The 24057-nt window shown below is 37.1% G+C and carries 18 protein-coding genes; 15 read left to right on the top strand and 3 right to left on the bottom strand.

What is annotated here, in order from left to right; translation table 11 throughout:
* Nucleotides 1-6 precede the first annotated feature (6 nt).
* Nucleotides 7-660, bottom strand: a complete 654-nt coding sequence (locus tag ACUN24_RS21755) for a TetR family transcriptional regulator C-terminal domain-containing protein (protein ID WP_132396869.1) — start codon at nt 658-660, stop codon at nt 7-9.
* A gap of 215 nt (nt 661-875) precedes the next feature.
* On the opposite strand from ACUN24_RS21755, the gene ACUN24_RS21750 reads away from it, so the two are divergent.
* The 5 genes from ACUN24_RS21750 to ACUN24_RS21730 all read left to right on the top strand — a co-directional run bounded on the left by ACUN24_RS21750 (nt 876) and on the right by ACUN24_RS21730 (nt 7230).
* The gene (locus ACUN24_RS21750; RefSeq protein ID WP_445564422.1) at nt 876-1742 is read left to right on the top strand and encodes an HD domain-containing protein; all 867 of its coding nucleotides are present in this window, start codon (nt 876-878) and stop codon (nt 1740-1742) included.
* 259 nt (nt 1743-2001) lie between these two features.
* Nucleotides 2002-2142: a Sec-independent protein translocase subunit TatA/TatB gene (locus tag ACUN24_RS21745; RefSeq protein WP_084153034.1), complete on the top strand. Its 141-nt coding sequence runs from the start codon at nt 2002-2004 to the stop codon at nt 2140-2142.
* 57 nt (nt 2143-2199) lie between these two features.
* On the top strand, nt 2200-2412 hold the full coding sequence (locus ACUN24_RS21740; RefSeq protein WP_445564421.1) for a hypothetical protein: 213 nt from the start codon (nt 2200-2202) through the stop codon (nt 2410-2412).
* A 254-nt stretch (nt 2413-2666) separates the two neighbouring features.
* Nucleotides 2667-6218 (top strand): PKD domain-containing protein, encoded by a 3552-nt coding sequence (locus ACUN24_RS21735; RefSeq protein ID WP_445564420.1) that lies wholly within the window; start codon nt 2667-2669, stop codon nt 6216-6218.
* 1 nt (nt 6219) lies between these two features.
* Nucleotides 6220-7230: a PorP/SprF family type IX secretion system membrane protein gene (locus ACUN24_RS21730; RefSeq protein ID WP_445564419.1), complete on the top strand. Its 1011-nt coding sequence runs from the start codon at nt 6220-6222 to the stop codon at nt 7228-7230.
* A gap of 223 nt (nt 7231-7453) precedes the next feature.
* On the opposite strand, the gene rpoN is transcribed toward ACUN24_RS21730, so the two are convergent.
* A complete protein-coding gene (gene rpoN, locus ACUN24_RS21725) occupies nt 7454-8926 on the bottom strand; it encodes an RNA polymerase factor sigma-54 (RefSeq protein WP_121284696.1) in 1473 nt (490 codons plus the stop codon).
* A 168-nt stretch (nt 8927-9094) separates the two neighbouring features.
* Between rpoN and mscL the strand changes: the two genes are divergently transcribed.
* Complete coding sequence (mscL, locus tag ACUN24_RS21720; protein ID WP_193420285.1) at nt 9095-9544, top strand: large conductance mechanosensitive channel protein MscL; 450 nt, start codon at nt 9095-9097, stop codon at nt 9542-9544.
* A 129-nt stretch (nt 9545-9673) separates the two neighbouring features.
* Here mscL and ACUN24_RS21715 read toward each other — a convergent pair whose 3' ends face one another.
* A complete protein-coding gene (locus ACUN24_RS21715; protein WP_445564418.1) occupies nt 9674-10546 on the bottom strand; it encodes a ChaN family lipoprotein in 873 nt (290 codons plus the stop codon).
* A 132-nt stretch (nt 10547-10678) separates the two neighbouring features.
* Between ACUN24_RS21715 and ACUN24_RS21710 the strand changes: the two genes are divergently transcribed.
* From ACUN24_RS21710 to ACUN24_RS21670, 9 genes are all read left to right on the top strand, one after another.
* Nucleotides 10679-11443, top strand: coding sequence for a LiaF transmembrane domain-containing protein (locus ACUN24_RS21710; protein ID WP_445564417.1), 765 nt, complete (start codon nt 10679-10681; stop codon nt 11441-11443).
* 22 nt (nt 11444-11465) lie between these two features.
* Nucleotides 11466-11813, top strand: a complete 348-nt coding sequence (locus tag ACUN24_RS21705; protein WP_445564416.1) for a DUF4288 domain-containing protein — start codon at nt 11466-11468, stop codon at nt 11811-11813.
* The gene (locus tag ACUN24_RS21700) at nt 11803-12864 is read left to right on the top strand and encodes a sensor histidine kinase (protein ID WP_244095085.1); all 1062 of its coding nucleotides are present in this window, start codon (nt 11803-11805) and stop codon (nt 12862-12864) included. The genes ACUN24_RS21705 and ACUN24_RS21700 overlap by 11 nt, the downstream gene beginning before the upstream one ends.
* Nucleotides 12842-13576, top strand: a complete 735-nt coding sequence (locus ACUN24_RS21695; protein ID WP_445564415.1) for a LytR/AlgR family response regulator transcription factor — start codon at nt 12842-12844, stop codon at nt 13574-13576. Before ACUN24_RS21700 ends, ACUN24_RS21695 begins: the two co-directional genes overlap by 23 nt.
* Before the next feature lie 597 nt (nt 13577-14173).
* On the top strand, nt 14174-16528 hold the full coding sequence (locus tag ACUN24_RS21690; protein WP_445564414.1) for a TonB-dependent receptor: 2355 nt from the start codon (nt 14174-14176) through the stop codon (nt 16526-16528).
* A gap of 3 nt (nt 16529-16531) precedes the next feature.
* Nucleotides 16532-17623, top strand: coding sequence for a PepSY-associated TM helix domain-containing protein (locus tag ACUN24_RS21685; protein WP_445564413.1), 1092 nt, complete (start codon nt 16532-16534; stop codon nt 17621-17623).
* 469 nt (nt 17624-18092) lie between these two features.
* The gene (locus tag ACUN24_RS21680) at nt 18093-18374 is read left to right on the top strand and encodes a SelT/SelW/SelH family protein (RefSeq protein WP_445564412.1); all 282 of its coding nucleotides are present in this window, start codon (nt 18093-18095) and stop codon (nt 18372-18374) included.
* Between the two features lie 199 nt (nt 18375-18573).
* A complete protein-coding gene (locus ACUN24_RS21675) occupies nt 18574-22584 on the top strand; it encodes a two-component regulator propeller domain-containing protein (protein ID WP_445564411.1) in 4011 nt (1336 codons plus the stop codon).
* Nucleotides 22585-22722: 138 nt separating this feature from the next.
* Nucleotides 22723-24045, top strand: a complete 1323-nt coding sequence (locus ACUN24_RS21670; protein ID WP_445564410.1) for a BNR repeat-containing protein — start codon at nt 22723-22725, stop codon at nt 24043-24045.
* The last annotated feature ends 12 nt before the right edge of the window (nt 24046-24057 follow it).

Raw genomic sequence — 24057 nt, 5'->3', positions numbered from 1 at the left:
TAATGTTTAAAACCTCATCTTTTCTGCAAATTTTCCATTTCTGGATAAAAACTTCCCGTATTCCAATAAATTATCAATTGGCGAATGCTGAAAGAGATCGAAAGTAACATTGATACCTTTTTCTATGGCTTCGTCGCTTTTTTCGAAACCTTCACTATCATCATTGATCCAGAAATTAAGAATAAAGGCAAACTGGATCCATAAGGCATCTTTATATCTTTTGCTTAAAAAGCGGCGCTCAGCAAGTTCTCCGCTATCTAAACCCTCTTCAATAATTTCCTGTGCAAAGTTCTCAAAAATAGGTTTTACGCCAGCAAGTACATCGGGGGTAGAAAATTTACCCCGGTGATTTTTTAAGCTATAAATCACAAAACTGCGCTCATTCTTCAGATTTTCAAGATAACTGTAAAAGAAAGAAAGCATTTTTTCCCTGGCCGTATACTGGAGCCAAACTTCCTGCTCTTTGATTTTTGTAATCGTTTCGAACGTAAGTTCGAACCAGGTTGTTTTTTCAATGCTTTCGAAAGAAGAGAAAAACTGATAAAAATCGGCTTCGGTAATTTTAATCTTTTTTGCAAAAATATAAACCGATTTAGGTTTTTCATTGTTCGTTAAAACATAATCTAAATACCCTTTTCTAATTTGTTCAGCAGTTGCCATATCGCTATTTTTTACAAGTATAACGTTTAATTAATCGGGTTGTTTTTACTGCTGGTTTTTTGTTGATCACGAAATTGTAATAATAGCTTTCAAAATATTTGAAAGTTGGTTTTGTGACTAATTAATTTAGTTTTTTAATGGTTTTAATGTTGGTAATTTTTTATCAAAAAGCTAATTTATTTAGTATTTTTGTTGTTGATTATTCTTTTAAATAAATGCAAGGCAATATGATTCAGGTGAACGATTTTTTGTATGGCAAAATGGAACTGCCAATGGTGTTTTCTGATCTGTTAAATACTGACGCTTTAAAAAGGTTAGGTGGGGTTCATCAAAGCGGTGCTATATTTTTGGTCAATCCGGATATCTGCCATTCACGGTTAGAGCATGCCATCGGAGTAACCATGTTGATCAGGATGCTTGGTGGTTCGGAACTGGAGCAAATTGCAGGCTTGCTACACGATATTTCACATACTGCTTTTTCTCATGTGGGCGATTATGTTTTCGACAATCTAGACGAAGATTATCATGAAAAGGTTTTTGCCGAAGTGTTATGTAAATCGGAAGTGCCTGATGTGCTGTTGAAATATGGATATAATGTTAACCAGATTCTGTATGGCACCTTTGATATTTTAGAACAGCCCTTGCCAGCGCTCTGCGCCGATCGGTTGGATTATACTTTACGCGATGGTGTTCATGGTGGGGTAATTTCCCGCCAGCGTGCACGTGAATTTTTGACTTCTATTGTTTTGAATGATGGGAAAATAGCGGTAAATGCAGAAACTGAAGTAGCCTGGATTAATGAAGCTTTTGAGAAGTTGAATAATGAGGTGTTTAAATTACCGCTTCATTTATATGCCAATGGCAAGATGGCCGAACTGATCAAGAAATTTTTGAATAAAGGAATATTGGTTGAAAGTGACCTGTTTAAAACAGATACCATGCTGCTGAACAAAATCAGAACATCATATGAAGGCTATGAAGCCATCAAGTCGATCAAACAGTTAAAAGGTTTTGCTGAATTTATGCGCCATGGTGCGGTACCAAAAATCAAAACAAGAACTTTAAACGCGTTGCTCGTTTAGTTTTAGGGCTAGGCGTTAATCGTCGATTATTTTCTTCGTTTCGTCCTCTAAATTACATATTGTGCAATTTGTTTCTCTTTCTCTCTCGTTTCGTCATCCTGAACTTGTTTCAGGATCTTTCCGGAATAAGTAATCAATTCAATTTGGAGTCTATGCCGGGGACTAGCGAACCAATGACCAATTTGCTAATGGCCAATAAACCAGTAATCAAACAATCCGGTTTAAAAGAAATCACGTATATTGGGAAAAATATAACGATATGTCTGCAATAGAAATTATTTTAATCGGCGTGGTTATCCTCCTTATTTTTGGTGGCAAGAAACTACCCGAATTAATGAGGGGGATAGGGAAGAGTGTAAAAGAATTTAAGGATGCCAAAAATGAGCCACCAGTTAAATAATTTTTGTAAATGAAACTTTCCTTTATAGTCGCTGTTTTACCATAAATAAATACCAATATGGAAAATCAAAAACAAGACCTGGCCAAATCAAAATCAGATTTTACCAAAGAAAATGCTGAAAATCCTGATAAGGGACTCGATAACTGGAACGATCGTTTAGATGAGAATCTGGAACCTGAAGCGCATAGTGATCATGAGGCAGATGAAAAGGCCAAAGATTTTTCAGAGAAATATGGTAGCGGCGACCAGTCTGACCAGGGAAATAACTGAATTTTTATCATATAGCCACCGTAATAAGGTGGCTTTTTGGTTTTATATTCTTTTTATTTCGAATTTTTCAGAGCACTTGTGTTTTTGTGCGAAATTTTTTCACACTACGCTTAGGGTTTATTACACGAAAGGTACTTTTCAATTTTAAATTGTTAAAATTCCAATAATTGTTTTTTCTTGTGATTTGATTAATGCTATATTGCATGTCTATATCAAATAACATGTATAACGTTTTCGTACTAGGCTGATAGGTAATGAATAGGCATTGGTTATTGGTCTTGTTTTTTTTGCTTTTTACAAAGTTTTTTTCTTTTGCCCAAAACACATCAAATAAGGGGAAAGATTTTTATATCCCTTATGCAGGGCATATTGATGGCAATAACTCCAGATTAACCTTGTTTTTATCTGCAGATCAAGCTACTGACTATAAAGTTTATATCGGGGGGATCCTGGTATCTCCAGTTGGCGCCACTATTCCGGCAAATACCTGTTTACCATTCGTAATTGATCCAAATACATATGATATATTAATTGGGAGCTCCAATTTAATAGAACCCAATAAAGCCATTAACGTAGTTACCACTAAAGCGATATCATTGTATAGTATTATTTCTAATAATGCCCGTACGGGCGGTACTTTGGTATTGCCAACAAACACACTTGGACAAGAATACTATACTTTTAGCTATGAAAACCATGGAAATCAACAGGGATTTTCGCAATTTACAATTGTAGGAACAGCTAACAATACAGATATAGAAATTACGCCTAAACAAAACGAAAGATCTGGAAGAAGAACCGCCAATAACACATTTACCATCAAATTAAATAAAGGTGATATCTATCAGTATCAATCTGTTGGTGATTTAACAGGAAGCCACATTAAAGCCCTAAACTGTAATCCTGTAGCGGTATTTACGGGAAATACCTGGGCTGCATTTTGTAATGAAGGTAATGGACGTAATCCAAGTGGAGGCGATAACTTGTATCAGCAGGTTTTTCCGGTTGCTGCATGGGGAAAAAATTTTGTTACAGCACCTTTTTACAATACTCTTCATGGTAATACCGATATTATAAGGATAATTGTTGCTGATGATAATACCATATTAACGGTTAATGGGAGTACTACCAATGCCAACGGAACTCCTCTTTCTAATCCTTACAGCAAGGGTGCGGTGGTTACATTTTTTTCCTCCACGGCAAATGTAATTTCAGGTTCAAAATCCATTTCTGTTGCGCAATATCAAACTTCGCAAACCTGCAATCCAAACAATTCACCCGATACGAGGCAGGGAGGCCCATATTTGGGAGATCCTGAAATAACCGTTCTTAATCCTGTAGAGCAAACATTAAATAATATTACGGTTTTTTCTGATTTGGGATCTGTAGGAGTCCCTACCCAGATCACCAGGTATTTTCTGAATGTAATTATTAAAACAGTGGATATAGCCTCATTTAGACTTGATGGTAATCCGGTGAATAATTTTACTGCTATTGATAATGTATTTAGCTATGCTATAATTGACGTGACTAATACACAGCCCCAACACAGGTTATCAGCTGCTGGCGGTTTCTCTGCAATTTCGTATGGCTACGGTGCTGTCGAATCGTATGCTTATCTCGCTGGAGCTAATATTCAGAACTTTACTTTCCAGCCTACCAGTAGTGTTACCGGTCAATCTATAACCAGCGGATGTTTAGGAGAGCCAATTAGCTTAACCATTAATTTGCCCTATCAGGCCACTAAATTGGATTGGGAAATTCAGGGCGCAGCGCGCTTTATAGATGAAAATCCCGTAGCGATAAAGACTTTTACCAGGCCTAATGATATTAATACTTATTATACCTATCGATATCCAAACGACCTGAATTATCCGAATCCAGGCGATTATCAGTTTAAAGTGGTTGCAACTAAGCCCAATGCTGATAATTGTGGTAATACTGAAGAATTGATTATCGATTTTTCGGTCGATAATCAGCCTACTGCCGCATTCGAATTACCTGCTGCCGGTTGCCAATCCAGTGGTGTTCAATTTACCGATAAAAGTAAATCCAATTCAAATTCGAGGAGCATCACACAGTGGTTATGGGATTTTGGAGATGGAAAAACATCTCCTGAACAGAATCCTGTTCATATTTATGATCGCCCAGGCACTTATAACGTAGTTCTAACGGCTACAACAGATTCAAAATGTTCTGAAACATCCTCGGCCTTTCCAATTGTGATTAACCCTCAACCTTTATCCGATTTTGATGTAAAAGGTTTATGTGTAGGCAAACCGATTCTTTTAACTGAAAAATCGACAATAGAAAATTCTGGAACTATCGTAAAGTGGGCCTGGAATTTTGGCGACGGAAGCACTCCTTCAACTGAGCAGCATCCCGTCCACCAGTTCAATGCCACTGGTGCTTATACCATCACACTAACTACTGAAAGCGATAAAGGATGTGTTAGTGAAAAAAGCAAAATAGTAAGCATAATTAATCCACAATCTGCAGATTTTGAACTGCCTGATTTTTGTTTGGATGATGGTGTGGCAAAATTTACAAATAAATCAAAAAATGCAGATGGAAGTACAACAGGTTTAACCGCTCATTGGACATTTACTTTTGATAATAATTTAGTAGGAACCTCAACTGATTTTGATGGTTCTTTTTCGCCTGCTGTTACTGGTGATTATACCGTGGCTTTAATTGTTAAAAATGGAGATGATTGCGAAATGTCAAAAACACTCACCTTCACTGTTAACGGGGCGGTTAAAACTGCTGATTTTGATACCATAAAAGATAATGTTTGTGTGAGCGATAAGGTAATCATAAAAAATACATCTACTACTTTTGCTGGTAAGATTACAAAAATTGAGATTTATAGGGATTATCCGAATGAAACCAGTATTTATAAAACCATTCCTTATCCTGATGATAGCGATATAGAGATTCAGTATAATACTTTTGGCGGTACTACAAATCGAAATTTTAATATCAGACTGGTGGCTTATTCGGGTGAAAGCTGTTTTGAAAAAGTAGAGAAACCAGTTACCTTAAAACCAGTTCCACAATTGATATTTGAAGATATGTCAGCTGTGTGCGAAGGTGATGGAACGGTGCTTATTACACAGGGAAAGCAGAAAGCCGGGGAAGAAGTGACTGGAGGTGGTGGTGAATATGCTGGAGATGGTATAAAGGCCGACGGAACTTTTAATCCTAAAATCGCCGGACTTGGCCCACATACCATCACTTATACATTTACAGGAGATAATGGTTGTTCTTCTTCAATCAGTAAAACCATTGAAGTGTATGCATCTCCCGTGGCCGATGCAGGTGCATTAATATACATTTTGGCTGGTGGACAGATTGAAATTCCGGCAACTGCTAAGGGCATTAATTTGAAATATAACTGGTCGCCTGCTACAGGCCTGAATAAAACGGATGTATTAAACCCGATTGCATCACCAGATAACGATACAGAGTATACGCTTACAGCAACCACAGAGCCTGATGGTTGTGCCACCACCTCAAAAGTATTGGTGAAAGTATTGCAGGTTTTAAATCCTTCTAATACCTTTACGCCAAATGGCGATAATGTAAACGATACCTGGATTATTAAATATTTAGAATCTTATCCAAATGCTACTGTTGAAATTTTTAACAGAAGTGGAAATAGGGTGTTTTTTAGCACTGGATATAAAATTCCTTTTGATGGGAATTACCAAAATCAACCGCTTCCCGTAGGTGTTTATTATTATATCATCAACCCGCGTAACGGACGAAAAACAATAACAGGACCGCTCACTATAATCAGATAAATTGAAGAAGCTCATCATTGTATTTGCACTTTTTGCAACATTTAACGCATTTGCACAGCAAAAGCCACAGTATACGCAATACATTTTTAATCAGTATCTGCTAAATCCGGCGCTCTCAGGAATTGAAAATTACCTCGATTTTAAAGCCGGTTACCGTAAACAATGGTCGGGTATTACCGATGCGCCTCAAACTTCGTTTGTATCGGCAAATTGGGCACTGGGCGATAATCAGCTATGGAGTAATGCACTAACTTCTTTTCCGGAGCAAACAGGGAATCCGATGGACCGGAATTACATGCAAAACTACATGTCTTCGCCATCACACCATGGAATGGGGGTAACCGCTGTTTTAGATAAAACTGGCCCGATAAAAAGATTGGATGCCAATGTTACCTATGCTTATCATTTACAGCTAAGTAATAATTTTAATCTTTCGGCAGGTGTGGCAGCAGGTATTTCGAGTATTTCGTTAGATGTAAACGCGCTTACTTTCGATACGCCAATAGATCCGATTATGAATAGGGCATTGATTAATCAGGTAAAGCCAGATTTGAGTATTGGTTTATGGTTGTATGGTGCCAGGATGTTCGCAGGTGTTTCTGTACAGCAAATTTTACCTCAGAAATTAAGTTTCACAGGCGATAATAACTATAATCTGGGTAAAGAAGTGCCGCATTATTTTGCTACTGCAGGATATAAATTCTTTGTAGATAATGAGATTTCAGCTATACCTTCGATAATGGTAAAATATGTATCGCCAGCACCTGTGTCTGTTGATGTAAACCTGAAAATGGCTTTTAAAGATAAAATGTGGTTAGGTGGGAGCTATCGTAAAGACGATTCTTTTGCTGCAATGGCAGGTTTCAATATAGGGAAAATGGTTAACCTGACTTATTCTTACGATTTTACCACTTCGCAGTTAAACCAGGTAAGCAACGGCAGCCATGAAATCGTGTTGGGTTTATTACTGAATAATATCTATAAAGTACCTTCTTATATTAAAATGTGGTAGTTCATCATCGTCCTCGGTTATAACGAGGATGTACGAGAAGGGCGATTTTATCGCCATTTATCATTGAATCGCATTACAAATGCGAATCTCACTAATCCTCGTTGCAAACGTGGACTTATATTTGGAGCGCAACACTGTCAGTTGGCAATTTAAAATTCTATACTTTAGATAAGTAACTGTAAACTTTATATTGGAAACTAACAATTGAAAACTGCCAACTGAACTAAAGTTCTTTCCTTAACCTTGCTACCGGAATATTCATTTGTTCACGATATTTTGCAACCGTTCTTCTGGCAATGTTATAACCTCTTTCTTTTAAAATTTCGGTTAATTTTTCATCCGCCAAAGGTTTGCGTTTATCTTCGTTGCCAATACAGTCTTCTAATATTTTTTTAACCTCTTTATTCGAAACCTCTTCGCCGTTTTCGGTCTGTATAGCTTCTGAGAAGAAAGATTTTAACAGGAACGTGCCAAATTCGGTTTGTACATATTTAGAGTTTGCCACCCTGGATACGGTTGAGATATCCATATCGATTTTATCTGCAATATCTTTTAAGATCATCGGGCGCATTTTACGCTCATCGGCCGTTAAAAAATATTCATATTGATAGTGCATAATGGCATTCATCGTTTTTAACAAAGTTTGTTGTCTCTGTTTAATCGCATCTATAAACCACCGGGCGGAATCTAATTTTTGTTTAACAAACTGAACGGCTTCTTTTAGCTTTTTATCTTTCGATGCAGCTTTGTCATAATGCTCAAACATTTCCTGGTAAGACCTGCTTACTTTTAATTCAGGAGCATTTTTTGAATTTAAAGTCAAAATTAATATGCCATCGTTATTGCTGATGTGGAAATCAGGAATAATCTGCATTTGTTTAGTCGTAACTTGGTTGGCATCACCTGGTTTTGGGTTTAAGCGTAAAATTTCATTTACCACCTCTTTAAGCTCTTCGCTATCTAAACCTAAACTTTTTTCTAATTTATCGTAGTGTTTACGGGTAAACTCATCCAGATAGTTTTCTACAACATTCATTGCTTTAACTATAATGGGATTGTTCGGATCTTTTCTTTTTAACTGGATCAGTAAACATTCTTTCAGGTCTCTTGCGCCAATGCCCGGAGGATCGAAGCTTTGGATCAGTTTTAACATTTCCAATACATCCTCTTCCTCAACAATAACATTCTGAGAAAAAGCAAGGTCATCGATCATGGAGCCCAAAGGACGGCGTAAATAACCATCATCATCTAAACTGCCAATAATCTGTTTGCCGATAATAAAATCCTGATCGGATAGGGGAATAAGGTCTAATTGCTCTTGTAAACTTTCAAAAAATGTACTTTCTATAGCTATTGGCGTTTCTTTTTTCTCCTCATCGTCGTCGCCATTATTGTAATTGGTGCTGTAATCGTTGGTCGAATCATCCTGTAAATAATCATCTACATTAAATTCATCCATGCTGGTATCTTCTGAAGGTTGTTCGTAATCTTCAGGTCCATCATTTAGATCATCATATTCGCTCTTTGGCTCATCCTGAGTCATTAAGCTTGGATCCTCAAGCGCTGGGTTTTCTTCGAGTTCTTCTTTTACACGGGTATCTAAAGCAACGGTTGGTACCTGCAACAATTTAATAAACTGTATTTGTTGTGGTGATAACTTTTGTAATAATTTTTGTTGTAGGTGTTGTTTTAGCATATTAAATAGAAAAGAATACGGCAAAAATAAACAATAGATTTCAGATATTATGCTGATTTGATCTAAATGCTATCGATATGTTTGGTTTTAAAATTAATTTGCTAAACGTTTGTATTGAGTTTAATGTTTGCTACTTTAGTAAATAAATAAAACTAAACGAAAATAAGTATGGGGTTCGTAAAAGAATTTAAAGAGTTTGCCATTAAGGGCAATGCTTTTGATTTAGCAGTCGGAGTTATTATTGGTGGAGCTTTCGGTAAGATAGTGACCAGTGTAATTGAAGACCTAATAATGCCTGTAGTTGCTGCTATGGTGGGTAAACCAGATTTCAGCAGCATTTACTTTGCAATGGGTAAGGGATCAGAACTTATCCCGGAGGGAGCATCGTTGGCAGATGCCAAAAAAGCTGCTCCAGATGCTGCTATATTTGCATATGGTAATTTTATTACGGTTGCGATCAACTTCTTACTATTGGCATTAATTGTTTTTATTATGGTTAAAGCAATTAACAGAATGAAAAAGAAAGAAGAAGCCGTAGCAGTTGCCGCACCACCTGTGCCTACAAAAGAAGAAGTGCTTTTAACCGAAATCAGGGATTTACTAAAAGCAAAAGCATAAAAATAAAGTTCCGCAGACTTGTCCCGGTTGCGGAGCTTTTTTATTTTTAAGAACTTATTTTTAGGTACTTTCGTCGGGGTGAGGACTCAAGTGATAAATATCTGCTGAACATCCTTTAACTGATTCAGATTAATAACTCCTTTTTACCGTTGGATCTGTTATTATAATATAATCTCCGAGATTTTTAAATTTCTCCCAATTGGGGTTGATAAAGCTTTCATCAGAAAACGATGAAATATTCAGGATTTTTAATTTTGGATTTAATTGTTGGAGTTTTGCTAAAGTCCCCAGTTTTTCATCGCTATGGAAACGCCCGTTTAGTTGAAAAACCTTTATGCCCCTGTTTGCCTTAATAAACTTATTAATAGACCAGGCCATGGTTGCATCCCATAAATTTTGGGTCTGATAAATTTTCATCGAGCCCATACTGTGTCCACCCAAAGTTTCTGTAAATTTTTCATAATATCTACCCTGAGCCGTATCAATAGGCAAGGGAGGTAAAAAATTGAATGATTTTTTTGGGAAATTTTCTAAAACCTTAAGTCCGCCTAGTGTAACAGCATTGCTGTAACGTATTGCCGCATTTGCGGCAATAACTTTTAACCCGTTCTGTTTGGCATACTCAATTAAAGGTCTGTAATCTTTATAATTTCCCCAGGCCCTGCTTTCTTTAATAAAATTTTTTTCTGATATTAATCCTGCCAGGTATTCGTCTAACTCAGGTTGTACATCAGTATGAAACATTTCTAAAGATAGCGCCGTTTTTAATGGATATTTTGAATGGAGTTTTCTAAAAAGCTCCGCTTCCAGATAATGACCTATAGAATCGTTATGGTCTTCGCCAAAGAATAAAACATCTGCCTGCTCCGTATCAGTAATAATATCGTCTATCGATATCAATTTTTGTTTTTTTATATCGTAGATCTGATAATGGCTACTCATTTCCTGTGCATGTAAGCAGGTAGAAGTAACAAGAACAAACATTAATAGGAGAAATTTCATGCCATCAAAATAACAAAATAATTTTCACCGATAAAATAAGGGCACTTACCGCCTTTTACCGAGTTCTTGCATGTTGCCTATATTATGATCGGGTGCTTATCAATATTTTTGAATTATTAAATACGAGCACAAATGGAAAATATTAATAATAACGATAACAGCCCGCTTAAAAACTCAGGGAGGGTTTGGAGCGGTTTCATCATAGTCATCATCGGATTTGCATTTTTATTGAACAATATGGGATTAGCGATTCCGAGGTGGATATTCAGTTGGTCTAATTTTTTAATTTTACTTGGTATATTTCTTGGCGTTCGTCGTAACTTTAAAGGAATAGCCTGGCTGATTTTGATTTTAATCGGTGCTTACAATACTTTATGTAATATTCCTGGATTAGATCTCGACCTATCTAAATATGCATTAGGTATTGGTTTAGTGATAGTAGGCGGTTTTTTAATCATCAGACCAAAGGATACTTTTGGTTTTAAGAAAAAACGTCAAGATAAAAACAAAGCCGATTTTGATTTTGATGCGGCCAGCGATCAGAAGACCGCAAATAATAATGATGTTATTGATGTAATGGCCATTTTTGGCGGTAGCCATCAAACGGTTTACACCAAAAACTTTCAGGGCGGCGATATTACGGCCGTTTTTGGCGGTGCCGATATTGTAATGACCCAGGCCGATTTTCCTGAAACAGTATCGCTTGATGTAACGGCAGTTTTTGGAGGAATTAAATTAATTGTACCACAAAACTGGGCAATAAAATCGAACGTAACGGCACTTTTTGGGAGCGTTGAAGATAAAAGATCACATGTAATGCCGGTTACAGAGCTGAAAAAAACATTGATCTTAGATGGGACGGCTTTATTTGGCGGGATTGAAATTAAAAGTTTCTAAACATTAGTATAAAACATCGCCTATGAAATGGTTTGCAGTAAATTGTATCTATCAGGTAATTTGTGGTGAGGGCAAGCATATGCCCCAATTTAATGAACAAACGCGTTTAATCCGGGCAGAAGGTATAAAGCAAGTCTTAAGCAAAGCTAATTTGAATGCCATACACTTTAATCCCTCTTTTAATAATTGCCAGGGTGATAAAGTAACATGGAAGTTTTTAGGTGTAGGTGGAATATCGGAAGTTGCAAAACTTACCGATGGTGTAGAAGTAAGTTCCAGGATTGTTGAGCCTAAGTCAGTTGCACAATACCTGGAAAAGCTGGCGCACCGTAATAAATCATTAACTAATCAAAATCATTTTGACAACTAGACCTTTATCCGTTCCGCAAATACAGAAAGTATCGTTAACCATTGCAATCGTGTGGACTGTATTGTGTGGTGCCGGATTGCATTATGTAGTTAATTTTTCCTGGTGGATAGCAATAACCGATAGCTTAACCAATAACTTTTTGCTGGCCTTGGCTTGTATAGGGCTAAGCAATATGCTGGGTTATTATCAGCCAAAGAATGAACGGATTCTTTATGTACTGATTATTACGCTGGCCCTTACATTTGTAATTATTTATGCCGCTAAATACAGCGTGCTTTATATTTTTGCGGATTATAAAGAATACAAAGATTTTTACAATTTCTCTTTTGCCTTTAGGGGCTTAATTTCTTTTATGTGTTTAGCCTGGTGTGCCTTAGCTAATATTTTATGGTACAGGTTAGAAGAACAATCAGAAACACATGAAAGACTATCGGCAGCTAAGAGTTTAGCCAAAGAGGCTGAGCTAAATAAGTTAAGACACCAGTTACAGCCGCATTTTCTTTTCAATAGTTTAAATTCGGTATTTGCACTTACCATGGTTAATCCAAAAGAGGCGGGGGTAATGATTACAAAATTAGCTTCTTTTTTACGTGGTACCCTAAAACGCGATGATGAATTATGGGTTTCTGTGGAGGAAGAAATGGAGTATATTCAGCTGTATCTCGATATCGAAAAAGTAAGGTTTAGCCATCGGTTAAACATTGAAGTTAACGTTGCTGAAGATACTTTAAATCTTTGTTTGCCCGGTACATTATTGCAACCTATCGTAGAAAACGCCATTAAATTCGGATTGTATAATACATCTGCAGGCATTACCATTAAAGTTGATGTTACTGTAGAATACAATATATTACAGTTGCGCGTACAAAATCCTTTCGATCCGGAGATGAAAGCTGCCGGCGGTACAGGATTTGGTTTAAGTGCCATTAAACGCAGGTTATATCTGTTATTTGCAAATACCCATTTATTACAAACCGATATTGAGGCAAATAATTTATATATTACCACCCTAAAAATTCCACAAAAAAATGATCAGAACAATACTAATTGATGATGAGCCTTTAGCGAGAGATATTGTAAAATATTACCTTTCAGATCATGCAGAAATAGAGATTGTAGCAGAATGTGGTGATGGGTTTGAAGGTTTAAAAGCCATTACCTTACATAAACCTGATTTAATTTTTCTTGATATACAGATGCCAAAAATTAGTGGTTTCGAAATGCTCGAACTGGTGGAAGACAAACCTGCGGTAATTTTTACCACAGCTTTTGATGAATATGCCATTAAAGCTTTTGAAGTTAATGCAGTAGATTATTTGCTTAAGCCGATTGATAAGTCGCGCTTCGATGCTGCTCTTAAAAAGGTACCAGGCAAATTAAATCAAACAGAAAATACAGAGGCTGTTTTGGATGCTGCAGCTTTAAGTCCCGCCCAAAACAATAGGGTAGTGGTTAAAAAAGACGGTGTAATTAAGATTATTCCTGTTGCCGATATCAACTATTTAGAAGCTGATGATGATTATGTGAAATTAAGTACAGTTGATGGCGCTTTCTACAAGAACAAAACCATGGCTTATTTTGAACAAACGCTTGATGTGAGTCAGTTTATCCGCATACACCGATCGTACATCATTAATCTGGCTCAGGTAACTAAAATAGAGCTAAAAGAGAAGGATAGTTATGTGGTGTTGTTAAAGTCTGATATTTGGTTGCCGGTGAGTAAAACGGGCTATGTGAAATTGAAGGCTGCCTTAGGTTTGTAAAAAGATAGCGCTCTGGTGGCAAACCTCAATTCGCTTGACTTGAGCTACTTATATATCTGATTCATCATAATTCCTTTTTTGAAATTTAGTCTGGCAAAACTTCTGTATGTTATTTTTGGAATCTTAAGGATGCTACAATTTAATCAGCGATTTAATTATACGCGATTGGTGTCGCGCATAAGTCCAATTATTTTTTTAATAAGCCTGGAATCATTCTGCAAATTGCCTTAAGTTGCGCTAATCTTGTACTTGTTTGTTTATTAGAGAGGATAATAATAATTAACAGACAGACCTTTGCTCAAATTTTCTGATCAATTTATACCCTGCTGTCGCACATTCCGAATAACGAAGCAAGCTTAACGGCACGCTATTGGCAATCGTTGTAAAATTGCTTTTGATATTAAAAAGCCTTCATAATGGCGATAATCAAAGGAAATTTTATTTAAATCAAATCAATTTACTGAATATGTACATCGACAAAGATTGATTTAGTCTGGCTGAGTAATCTGGCTGTACTTCATCCAAAAGCTGTCTTTTTTGATTTATTATTTTTAACGAGTCTAAATAATGTTAGCTTTGCCGAAACTTAGAAATTTCATGAGATACCCATACTTAAAATTTTTTGCCACTGCTCTTATTATACTCCTATTCACAACCACCCTCTTTGCACAAACAGGAAAGGGAACAATTAGTGGAAAAGTTGTCGATTCGCTAGGGAATAGTATATCTTTTGCCAATATACAGGTTAGAAAACAGAATCTTAAAACCACTTCTGATAAATCAGGTGCATTTAAGTTAACAGCTGTTCCTGCCGGAAACCAACAGATAAAGGTTTCGATTACAGGTTACGATCAACTCGAACAAGTGGTATCGGTTACTGCAAACGACACCACTCAGGTAACTTTTGTTTTAAAAGAGCAGCGTTCAGAGCTAAATGATGTAATTATTTCGGCAAGCAGAAGGCCAGAATCACTATCTCAAACACCGTCTTCAGTAACGGTGCTTACCGCAAAAGAATTGAATACACAATCTGCAATCAGTCCAAATTTGGCCAATATCCTTTCATACAGTGTACCCGGATTGGGCTTTTCTACCAATCAAACGGGTAATTCTGGCCAGACTTTGCGTGGTAGAAATGTTTTGGTGTTAATCGATGGTATTCCACAATCTACGCCCTTAAGGGCAGGAGGAAGGGATATCCGTAGTATAGATCCATCAGTGATTGAGCGTGTTGAAGTGATTAAAGGTGCCACCGCTATTTATGGTAATGGTGCAGAAGGCGGTTTAATTAATTATATTACTAAAAAGGCTGACCAGGGAAAATCATTCGGAGGTTATTCACAGGCTGGAATTACAGGGAACCTGAAAGGCGATAGTACCATTGGCTACCGTTTTTCGCAACAACTTTATGGTAAAACAGGTAAATTCGATTACCTGGTAAGTGGGATGTTCGAAAAAACCGGCGTTTTCCGCGATGCTAAGGGCTTGGTTATCTCACCGGAATATGGTTTGGGCGAAACTAGATCTTATAACGGATTTATAAAATTGGGTTATAACTTTACGCCTAAACAGCGCTTGCAGGTGATGTATAATTATTTCAGCTCCAGGCAACATTCTAAGTACCTAACCAAAGAAGGGGTCTACGGTCAATCGCCGGCTATTGGTATTTACGGCACAAGACTGGGTGAAGATGAGGGAACAAGATTTAACCACAATGCTAATTTACAATATACCAATCAACAGATTTTTGGTAAAACTGATTTAACGGCCAACGTATATTACCAGGACTTTTACACCATTTATTCTAATTCAGCATCATTTTTCGGCAGCGGCCAATCGGCTATTACCTCTACCAAAAAAGGTGCAAGGGTAAACCTGAATACACCTTTTAACGTTACCGAACAGGTACCCATGCAATTGAACTATGGTTTGGATTTAATGAACGATAAAACTGCTCAAAGTTTAACTGATGGTCGTTTATGGGTGCCAAATATGAATATGGTCAACTTTGCACCCTACTTACAGGCTTCTGCAACTTTAATCAATGATTTAACCATAAAAGGAGGTTTAAGGGTCGAAAATATTAACATTGATGTAGACGATTTTAATACCCTGGCTACCGGTGCGAACGGTGCCGGAAGTATAGCGGTACAGGGTGGAAAATTAAACTACAACGCTTTGGTATTTAATGCCGGAGCGCGTTACTCAAAATTCAAATTTTTTAATCCTTTTATCAGTTATGCGCAGTCGTTCTCGGTATTTGAGTTGGGTAGGGTGTTAAGGGCAGCAAAAAGTAATACCTTATCTCAGTTAGAAACTAAACCAATTATCGTAAATAATTACGAAGCGGGTTTTAGCAGCAGCGTAGGTAAACTGAATTTCAGTGCTGCTTACTATTACAGCACTTCTAAACTTGGTGCCAATCTTTTAGAGGTGAATGGTACCTATATTTCGCAACGTATTCCCGAGCGTGTATATGGATTTGAAATCCAGGCTGATTATCAGTTACTAAAGGAGTTGAGTATCGGTGGTAATTATGCACAGGTAGAAGGAAAAGGCGATGTGGATGATGACGGTAATTTTAACGGAGAGAAAGATGTATATTTAAACACAACGCGGATCCCACCTTCAAAAACTACTGTTTATCTTAAGTATTCGGGCATTAAAAACTTAAGTTTGGATGTAAACTGGATGCGTGTAGGAAATCGCGACCGTTTTAAAACCAATGCTGCCGGTAAATATTTAATCGGCGAAGGCCCGGTAAAAGCCTTCAACTTATTTAATGTTGCAGCAGTATATCAGGTTACACAACCATTAAAACTATCTTTAGGAATAGAAAATTTATTGAATAAAGTTTATTACCCTGCTATTTCCCAGTTTTATGGCAGCAATGTAAATTATGTGAGAGGGAATGGACGCAGATTTAACCTCTCACTAGGCTACGCTTTTTAGGCAATGAAGAATAGGAAATTTAAAAATACCATCAGGAACATTCATCTCTGGCTTGGCCTGGCAACTGGCCTGGTGGTATTTATTATTAGTGTAACCGGTGCGCTGTATATCTTTGAGGAAGAAATCAGGGAGTTTACACAAAAAGATTTCCGCTATGTAGAGCATCAGGCGAAGCCTTTTATTGGTTTAGATAAAGTTATTTCAGGATTCGAAAAACTTTCGCCGAAAGATGAATTAAGGCTGATCAGAATTGAAGATGCCTTGCCCAATGCAACGGTAGAATTGAGTAGTAAAAAGGGTAAGGTTTACTATTTTAACCCTTACGATGCCACTTTAGTTAAAAAAGGAGGCGAAGATTGGCTCGAAGTTGTAGAGCATCTTCATACCTCGCTATTGCTAGGTAAAACTGGGAAGTTCATCATAGAGTGGTCGGTAGTTATTTTTGTACTGATGCTGATAACGGGACTGATACTCTGGTTTCCGGGCCAAATGCGCCTATTAAAACAATCGTTAACCATTAAACGAAAAGCATCATTTAAACGACTGAATTACGATTTGCATAATGTACTGGGGTTTTATGCGTCGGTTGTGCTATTAATTACCGCTTTGAGCGGTTTGTATTTTGCATTTAAAGAGGTGAAAAATGCGGCCAGCTTTTTTACAGGGAGTAAATTAGGGCAGGGCAAAACTATCGTTTCGGCCAAACCTACGCATCTCGATTCGGTACCTATGCGCTACAATAAAATTTATACCGAAGCCAAAAAGAAATACCCTGGTGCTATTTCCACTAGTTTTTCGTTGCGTGGTAAAGGCGAACTGCGACTACGAATGATTTATCCTTACCGTTGGGCACGTAACCAGAATACCTTTTTTTATGAGGAAGCTACTGGTAGCATGACCAGGGCCAAACTGTATAAAGATTTTAACGGTGCCGATTTAATAGAAGCCACCAATTATGATCTGCATACGGGCAGGCTTTTGGGCCTTCCGAATAAAATTCTTTCTCTTGTGGCAGCTTTGGTAGCAGCAAGTTTACCGGTTACAGGTTTTATCATCTGGTGGAAGAAAAGGAAAAAGCACAAAAAGAAATCATGAAATTTATCATGCTGATTCCGCATAGGCTTTAAGCTGATTCAGAACCGATTGGCAAAACTCCTGTTGGATGGCCAAATCAAGGTTAGTGACAGGTTTGAAAATTTAGGTAAGCGTAATAACCTGAGTTCGATTAATATTTAAATCGTAGTGAGTGTTTATAGCCGTTTACCTCACGCGATCGTCATGCTGAATTTATTTCAGCATCTTTTCTGTTATTAAGACCCTGAAATGAATTCAGGGTGACGACACTAATGCTAAAATGCTTAAAGAATAGCTCTAAAGCCACATTATTAATGGAACTCAAGTTAATAGGATTAGTTCCTTAGAAGGTAATCAGGCTTTTTCTGCCATCTTATAATGTATTCTCAACATAATGATGCATCAATACATGCTCAATTGTATCTGTTTTCATCTAATATCTCCATTTTCCATCACTCCAAATTTTTTGTACCCTTGTAAAAAAAGATCTATGGAAAAACCATTTGTTAATATCACGTATTGCCCTAAATGTGGCTGGATGTTACGTTCAGCTTACATGGCACAAGAAATTTTAACCACTTTTGTAGACGAGGTAAAGGGGGTAACTTTATTGCCGAGTGAAACATCTGGCGTTTTTACGGTTCATGTTGGCGGGAAACTAATTTTCGATAGAAAGCAGATGCAAAGTTTTCCTGAAATTAAACAACTAAAACAGCTTATTCGTGATGAAGTAAATCCCACAAAACACCTCGGACATTCTGATGTGAAGTGATTTTTTTGTTAAAAAATGCTCAATTTAGATAAGTTAATATACTTTGTTAATGTAGTAGAAATATTGCACTTTTAGCTATTTAATCCTAAACCATAGCCGCTAATGGAGTTTAAGAAAATATGTATATTCGTTCCATACCAAATAATACGTCAGTACTGTTTTCTCTATGTTTCTTATACAAAAAAAAACTGCCTGCTTCATGCTATTTTTATGGATGGGTGCAGGTATTGGTTTTGCCCAGTCTTTAACTGTTCCACTTAAATACCTTGGGGTAGAAAGTGGTCTGTCTAACAATGTGGTAAATTCCTTGTATCTGGATCATTATGGCTTTATGTGGATGGGTACTTATGACGGATTAAACCGTTACGATGGTTATCATTTCAAGGTTTTCAGAAATGGGTGGGGAGATGAATATTCATTGGTGAATAACCACATTACAGTATTGAATGGAGATGAGAATAACAGGGTTTGGGTAGGTACGCAAAAAGGAATTTCATATTATGATTATGCAGATTCCAAGTTTCATCAATTGATTTATCTGGATAAAGGCATAAAAAATGAAGTAAGTGATGCGATTAATTCAATTGCAATTAGTAAAGCTTCAGTTGTTTATGTGGCTACTGAAGAAAAAGGGCTGTTCATGCTTAAAAAGAATAGTGGTTTAGCAGAACGGATACCGTTTGGTAAAAATTTCGATTTCACGGTAAAAGCTTTATATGTTGATGAAAATCAAACCCTCTGGCTTTTTATAAAAGATGTTGGGCTTTGCAGGTATGATCATGATAAAAACACACTTCGTTTAGTAACTCCTGCAGTACGCTCAATAACTTGCATTACCAAAGGTACTAACCAAATGCTTTGGGTTGGAACAGAACGCGGACTTTTTCAGTTTGATAAAACCAAAGGTAGCCTGACCAGGTTCAACCAGCATTTAAGTAATGAGAATATTATGAATTTGTTGTTTGATCGGAAACAAAAACTTTGGATTTCGACCGATGGCGGAGGAATTACCGTTTACGACACAAAAAATCAAAAAACGAATTACCTGTCTGCAGGAAAAGAAAAAGGTTTACTGAGCAGTAATTCTGTTGCACAGGTTTACGAAGACCGAGAATCTAGAAAGTGGATAGCAACCTTACGTGGCGGGGTTAATATCGTTGATCCGGAAAGTGAGCAGTTTACCACGATTAAACATGATCCATTAAATAGAAATTCATTAATTAACAATTTTGTGCTCTCCTTTAGTGAAGATGAGCACAAAAACATTTGGATCGGAACTGATGGTGGTGGTTTAAGTGTTTGGAACCGAAAGCAAAATATGTTTACTAATTATGCTAAAACCAGCGATCCAAACTCCTTAACCAGTAATTTTGTTACCAGTATTTTAAATGATTCAGAGCACAATGTTTGGGTGGCCAGTTTTAGCGGAGGGATAGACCGTTTTAATAAAACAACAGGAAAATTTGTCCATTATAACTGTTATAATACTTTTAAAGGTATTGATGATATTAATATTTGGAAGCTTTATCAAGACAAACAACAAAATATTTGGGTAGGCACTACTAAAGGTGGCGCATTATACCGGTACAATAAGAGTGCTGATAAATTTGAACTTTTTGACCATAAATTAAAGGATATTCACAGCTTGCTCCAGGATTCGAAAGGCAGGCTTTGGGCTGGGAATTATACCGATCTGATTGAAATAGACCCCATCAATAAAAGACATCATTATACAAAAATTAACTTTGCCATCAGGGCCATTCAGGAGGGTTTAAATCATCAAATATGGATCGGTACAGAAGGTGGAGGTTTATTGCTTTTTGATCCCGAAACCAAAAAAATAAAACGATATATCCAGAGTGATGGATTGCCGGGTAATTCGGTACTCAATATCCTTCAGGATAAACAAGGCAATTTATGGTGCAGTACCTATAACGGTCTGTCGAAATTTGATGTTATACACCATAACTTTAAAAACTATTATGCTACTGATGGTTTACAGAGCAATCAGTTTAATTATAATGCAGCATTAAAGCTAGCTAATGGTGATTTTTTATTTGGTGGAATTGGCGGCTTCAACATGTTCTCGCCCGATAGCATAAAGAAAAACAGAAGGATACCTAAAATGGTGCTGACAGATTTCAGGATCAATAATATTCCGCTCGACCAGGATTCAGGTTATAACGATATCTCTATCGTTAATTTAGCGCGCATAGAAATCCCATATAGTGCTGCGGTAATTTCTGTCGATTATGCAGCCATAGAATTCTCTTTTCAGGATCAGATTTCGTATGCTTATTACCTGGAGGGTTGGGACAGAGGCTGGAATTATGTAAACAAATTGAGTACAGCTTATTATTCCAGATTAAGTGAGGGCGAATATAAACTGCACATTAAAAGTACCGATACCGAAGGTGCCTGGAGCAACAACGAAAAGATCGTCCTCATTCGGATTTTACCCCCTTGGTACCGTACCTGGTGGGCCTATACCATTTACCTCATCATAGGATCTTCCTTATTTTATCTTTTTCAAACCTATCGTAACCGTCAGAGAAGATTAAAACACGAAGTGGAGCTTACCAATGTTAAAATGGAGCGTGAAAAGGACCTGAATGAGAAAAAGTTAAATTTCTTTACCAATATTTCGCACGAGCTGAGAACACCGTTAACCCTCATCGTTAATCCGATTAAAGATATTATCCATAAAAAAGACCCTGGGCAAGAAAAGAACGATTTAAGTGTAGTTTACCGAAATTCGAGGCGTTTATTAAGCTTGGTAGATCAGTTATTGCTATTTAGAAAAACGGAAAGTGAAAATGATACCTTGAAAATTGTAAGGATCAACCTATACAAATTTACAAACGAGATTTTCCTCTGCTTTAATTATTTGGCAAAGCAGAATCACATCGAGTATATATTTGAATGCGAAGAAGAGGACCTGGATATTTATGCAGATAAAGACAAACTCGAAATTGTTTTTTTTAACCTGCTCTCTAATGCGCTAAAATTTACCCCAAAGGGCGGATTTGTAAAATTTAGTGTTAAAAGCCTTGGTATGCGTGTGCACATTGAAGTGAGCGATAGTGGTCCGGGTATACCGGCGCATGTGGGTGAAAAGTTATTCGATAAATTTTATAAGGTCATGTCGAACGAATCGCTGAAAATGGGTTTCGGTATTGGTCTATACCTGGCCAAAAATTTTGTAGAATTGCATCAGGGTAAAATTTCGTTCCGCTCCAACCAGGGAATAGGTACGATATTTTTGATCGATATTCCGGTTGGAGAACCAAATTTGCAACAGGGCGGTGTTTTTCAAAACGAATTAACCTATGTAAATGAGCTTATTGCACAAGAGGAAGAAGCTGAAAATAATGATACCGAGAATGTAGGCAACCTCGAATTGCTCATTTCAGATTTACATTCGATTTTGGTTGTTGATGATAATCTCGAAATTATAGATTACATCAAGCAGATTTTTCAGGATAACTTCAAAATTTACAAGGCCGAAAACGGTATTGATGGACTAAAACTTTGTAAAGAATATTTGCCTGATATTGTGATATCTGATGTAAACATGGATGGCCTCAACGGTATCGAACTCTGTAAGGCGATTAAAGACGATTCTGCCCTAAGCCATATTCCGGTAATTCTGCTAACCGGTGACCCTGGTCCGGAAGTAAAACTTAAAGGAATTGAAGTTGGTGCTTACGATTTTATAGGTAAACCTTTCGATAAAGAGCTTTTTACAGCCAAGATTAATAGCATTATTAAAAACAGGACCAATCTTCAGTCTTATTTCTACAATGAAATAACCTTGAAGAGTGATGCCCATAAAGTCTCGCAAGAGGATAAGGGCTTCCTTCAAAAATGCATTACGATTATCGAAGAAAATTTGATGGAGGACAGCTTTAATGTAAAAACCCTGGCATCTGATCTTGGAATGAGTCACTCTAATCTCTATAAAAGGATCAAAGCTACTTCAGGCCAATCGATAAATGGTTTTATCCGTTTTATCAGGTTAAGAAAAGCTGCCGAATTATTAATCAATACCAATTTAAATATTAATGAAGCTGCATTTAGAGTTGGCATAAATGATAGTAAATATTTTAGAGAGCAGTTTCAAAAGCTGTTTAAGTTAACGCCATCAGAGTTTATAAAGAAACACCGGAAAAGTTTTCATAAATACTATAATGTTAATGCTACAACATAAAAGTTACGCTATTTTACGTTTTTAAGGCATTTAGCTTAAAACACCCCCTGCAAAGTATGATTTAACCCCCTGTGTAAAGCTTAAAAATTTCGGTACTTCGGCTTTGCCAAATGTAATGCCGATCAGTATAACCGTATAATGTATCAATACCTCAATAAAAGAATATTTCTAATTTGCCTGTTCGTCAGCATCAGTCTGATAAGTGTTGCGCAAGAAACACAACTGAGTACTATTGCCAGCAATGGTTGGGCGAACAATTCAGTAAATACAGTTATTTTTCGCAAAAACGCTTTAATTAGTTTTAAAGATAGCCAGTATGCTGCATATTATGATCACGAACAAAATGTGGTATTGGCCAAACGAAAAATCGGTTCTCCTCGCTGGGCATCAGTTATTACAGCTTATAAAGGTGATGCTACCGATGCCCATAAATCAATCAGTATTATGATAGATGGGGATGGTTTTCTTCACATTGCCTGGAGCCAGCATAACAATAATCTAAACTATGCCAGATCAGTTTCAGCAGGTTCATTAAATTTAGGCAATAAAGAAGTTATGCTTTCCGCAAAGGAAAATAAAGTCAGTTACCCCGAGTTTTATAAGCTTGCTAATGGCGATCTTTTGTTTTTTTACCGCGATGGGGGCTCTGGAAACGGAAACCTGATGATTAATCATTATAGTTTAAAAACCAAAAAGTGGACAAGGGTACAGGATGGGATGATTGATGGTGAAGGACAGCGTAATGCCTATTGGCAGGTTGCAGTAGACCAGGTTGGAACCATCCATTTATCGTGGGTTTGGCGCGAAAGCCCTGATGTAGCCAGTAATCATGATTTATGTTATGCAAAATCAACCGATGGAGGCATCACCTGGTTAAAATCTACCGGCGAAAAATATCAGCTTCCCATTACTGCAACAAATGCAGAGTATACCGTAAAAATTCCACAGAAAAGTGAGTTGATTAATCAAACATCGATGTTTGCTGATGCAAAAGGTAAAGTATTTATTGCTGGTTATTGGCGCGGAGCGAATGAAACCGGGCCTCAGTATCACCTTGTCTTTAAAACAGATAGCAGCTGGAAAGTAAGTAACCTGAATTTTAGAAAAACAACGTTTAGCTTAAGTGGCACGGGGACCAAGCGGATTCCAATTTCGCGACCACAGATTATCGTTTGGCCAAATGGAAAACATTATGCCGCAGGTTTATTGTTCAGGGATGCCGAACGCGGAAACAAGGCATCTATTGCTTTAAACGATCATCTTGGATCAGAAAACTGGATAATTAAAGACCTTACCAAAACAAGCATGGGCGATTGGGAACCTACGTATGATACTGAACTTTGGAAAACTAAAGGTATATTGAGCCTATTTTTACAAAATGTTACCCAAATAGATGGCGAAGGAAAAGCAGACCAGGCGCCAACAAAGATCCAGGTATTGGATTGGAAATCAAAAAAATAAAACAACTACCCG

Source organism: Pedobacter sp. WC2501 (genome assembly GCF_052682415.1).
Note: the sequence above shows the minus strand (reverse complement) of the source record. Positions and strands in the feature narration are given on the sequence as shown.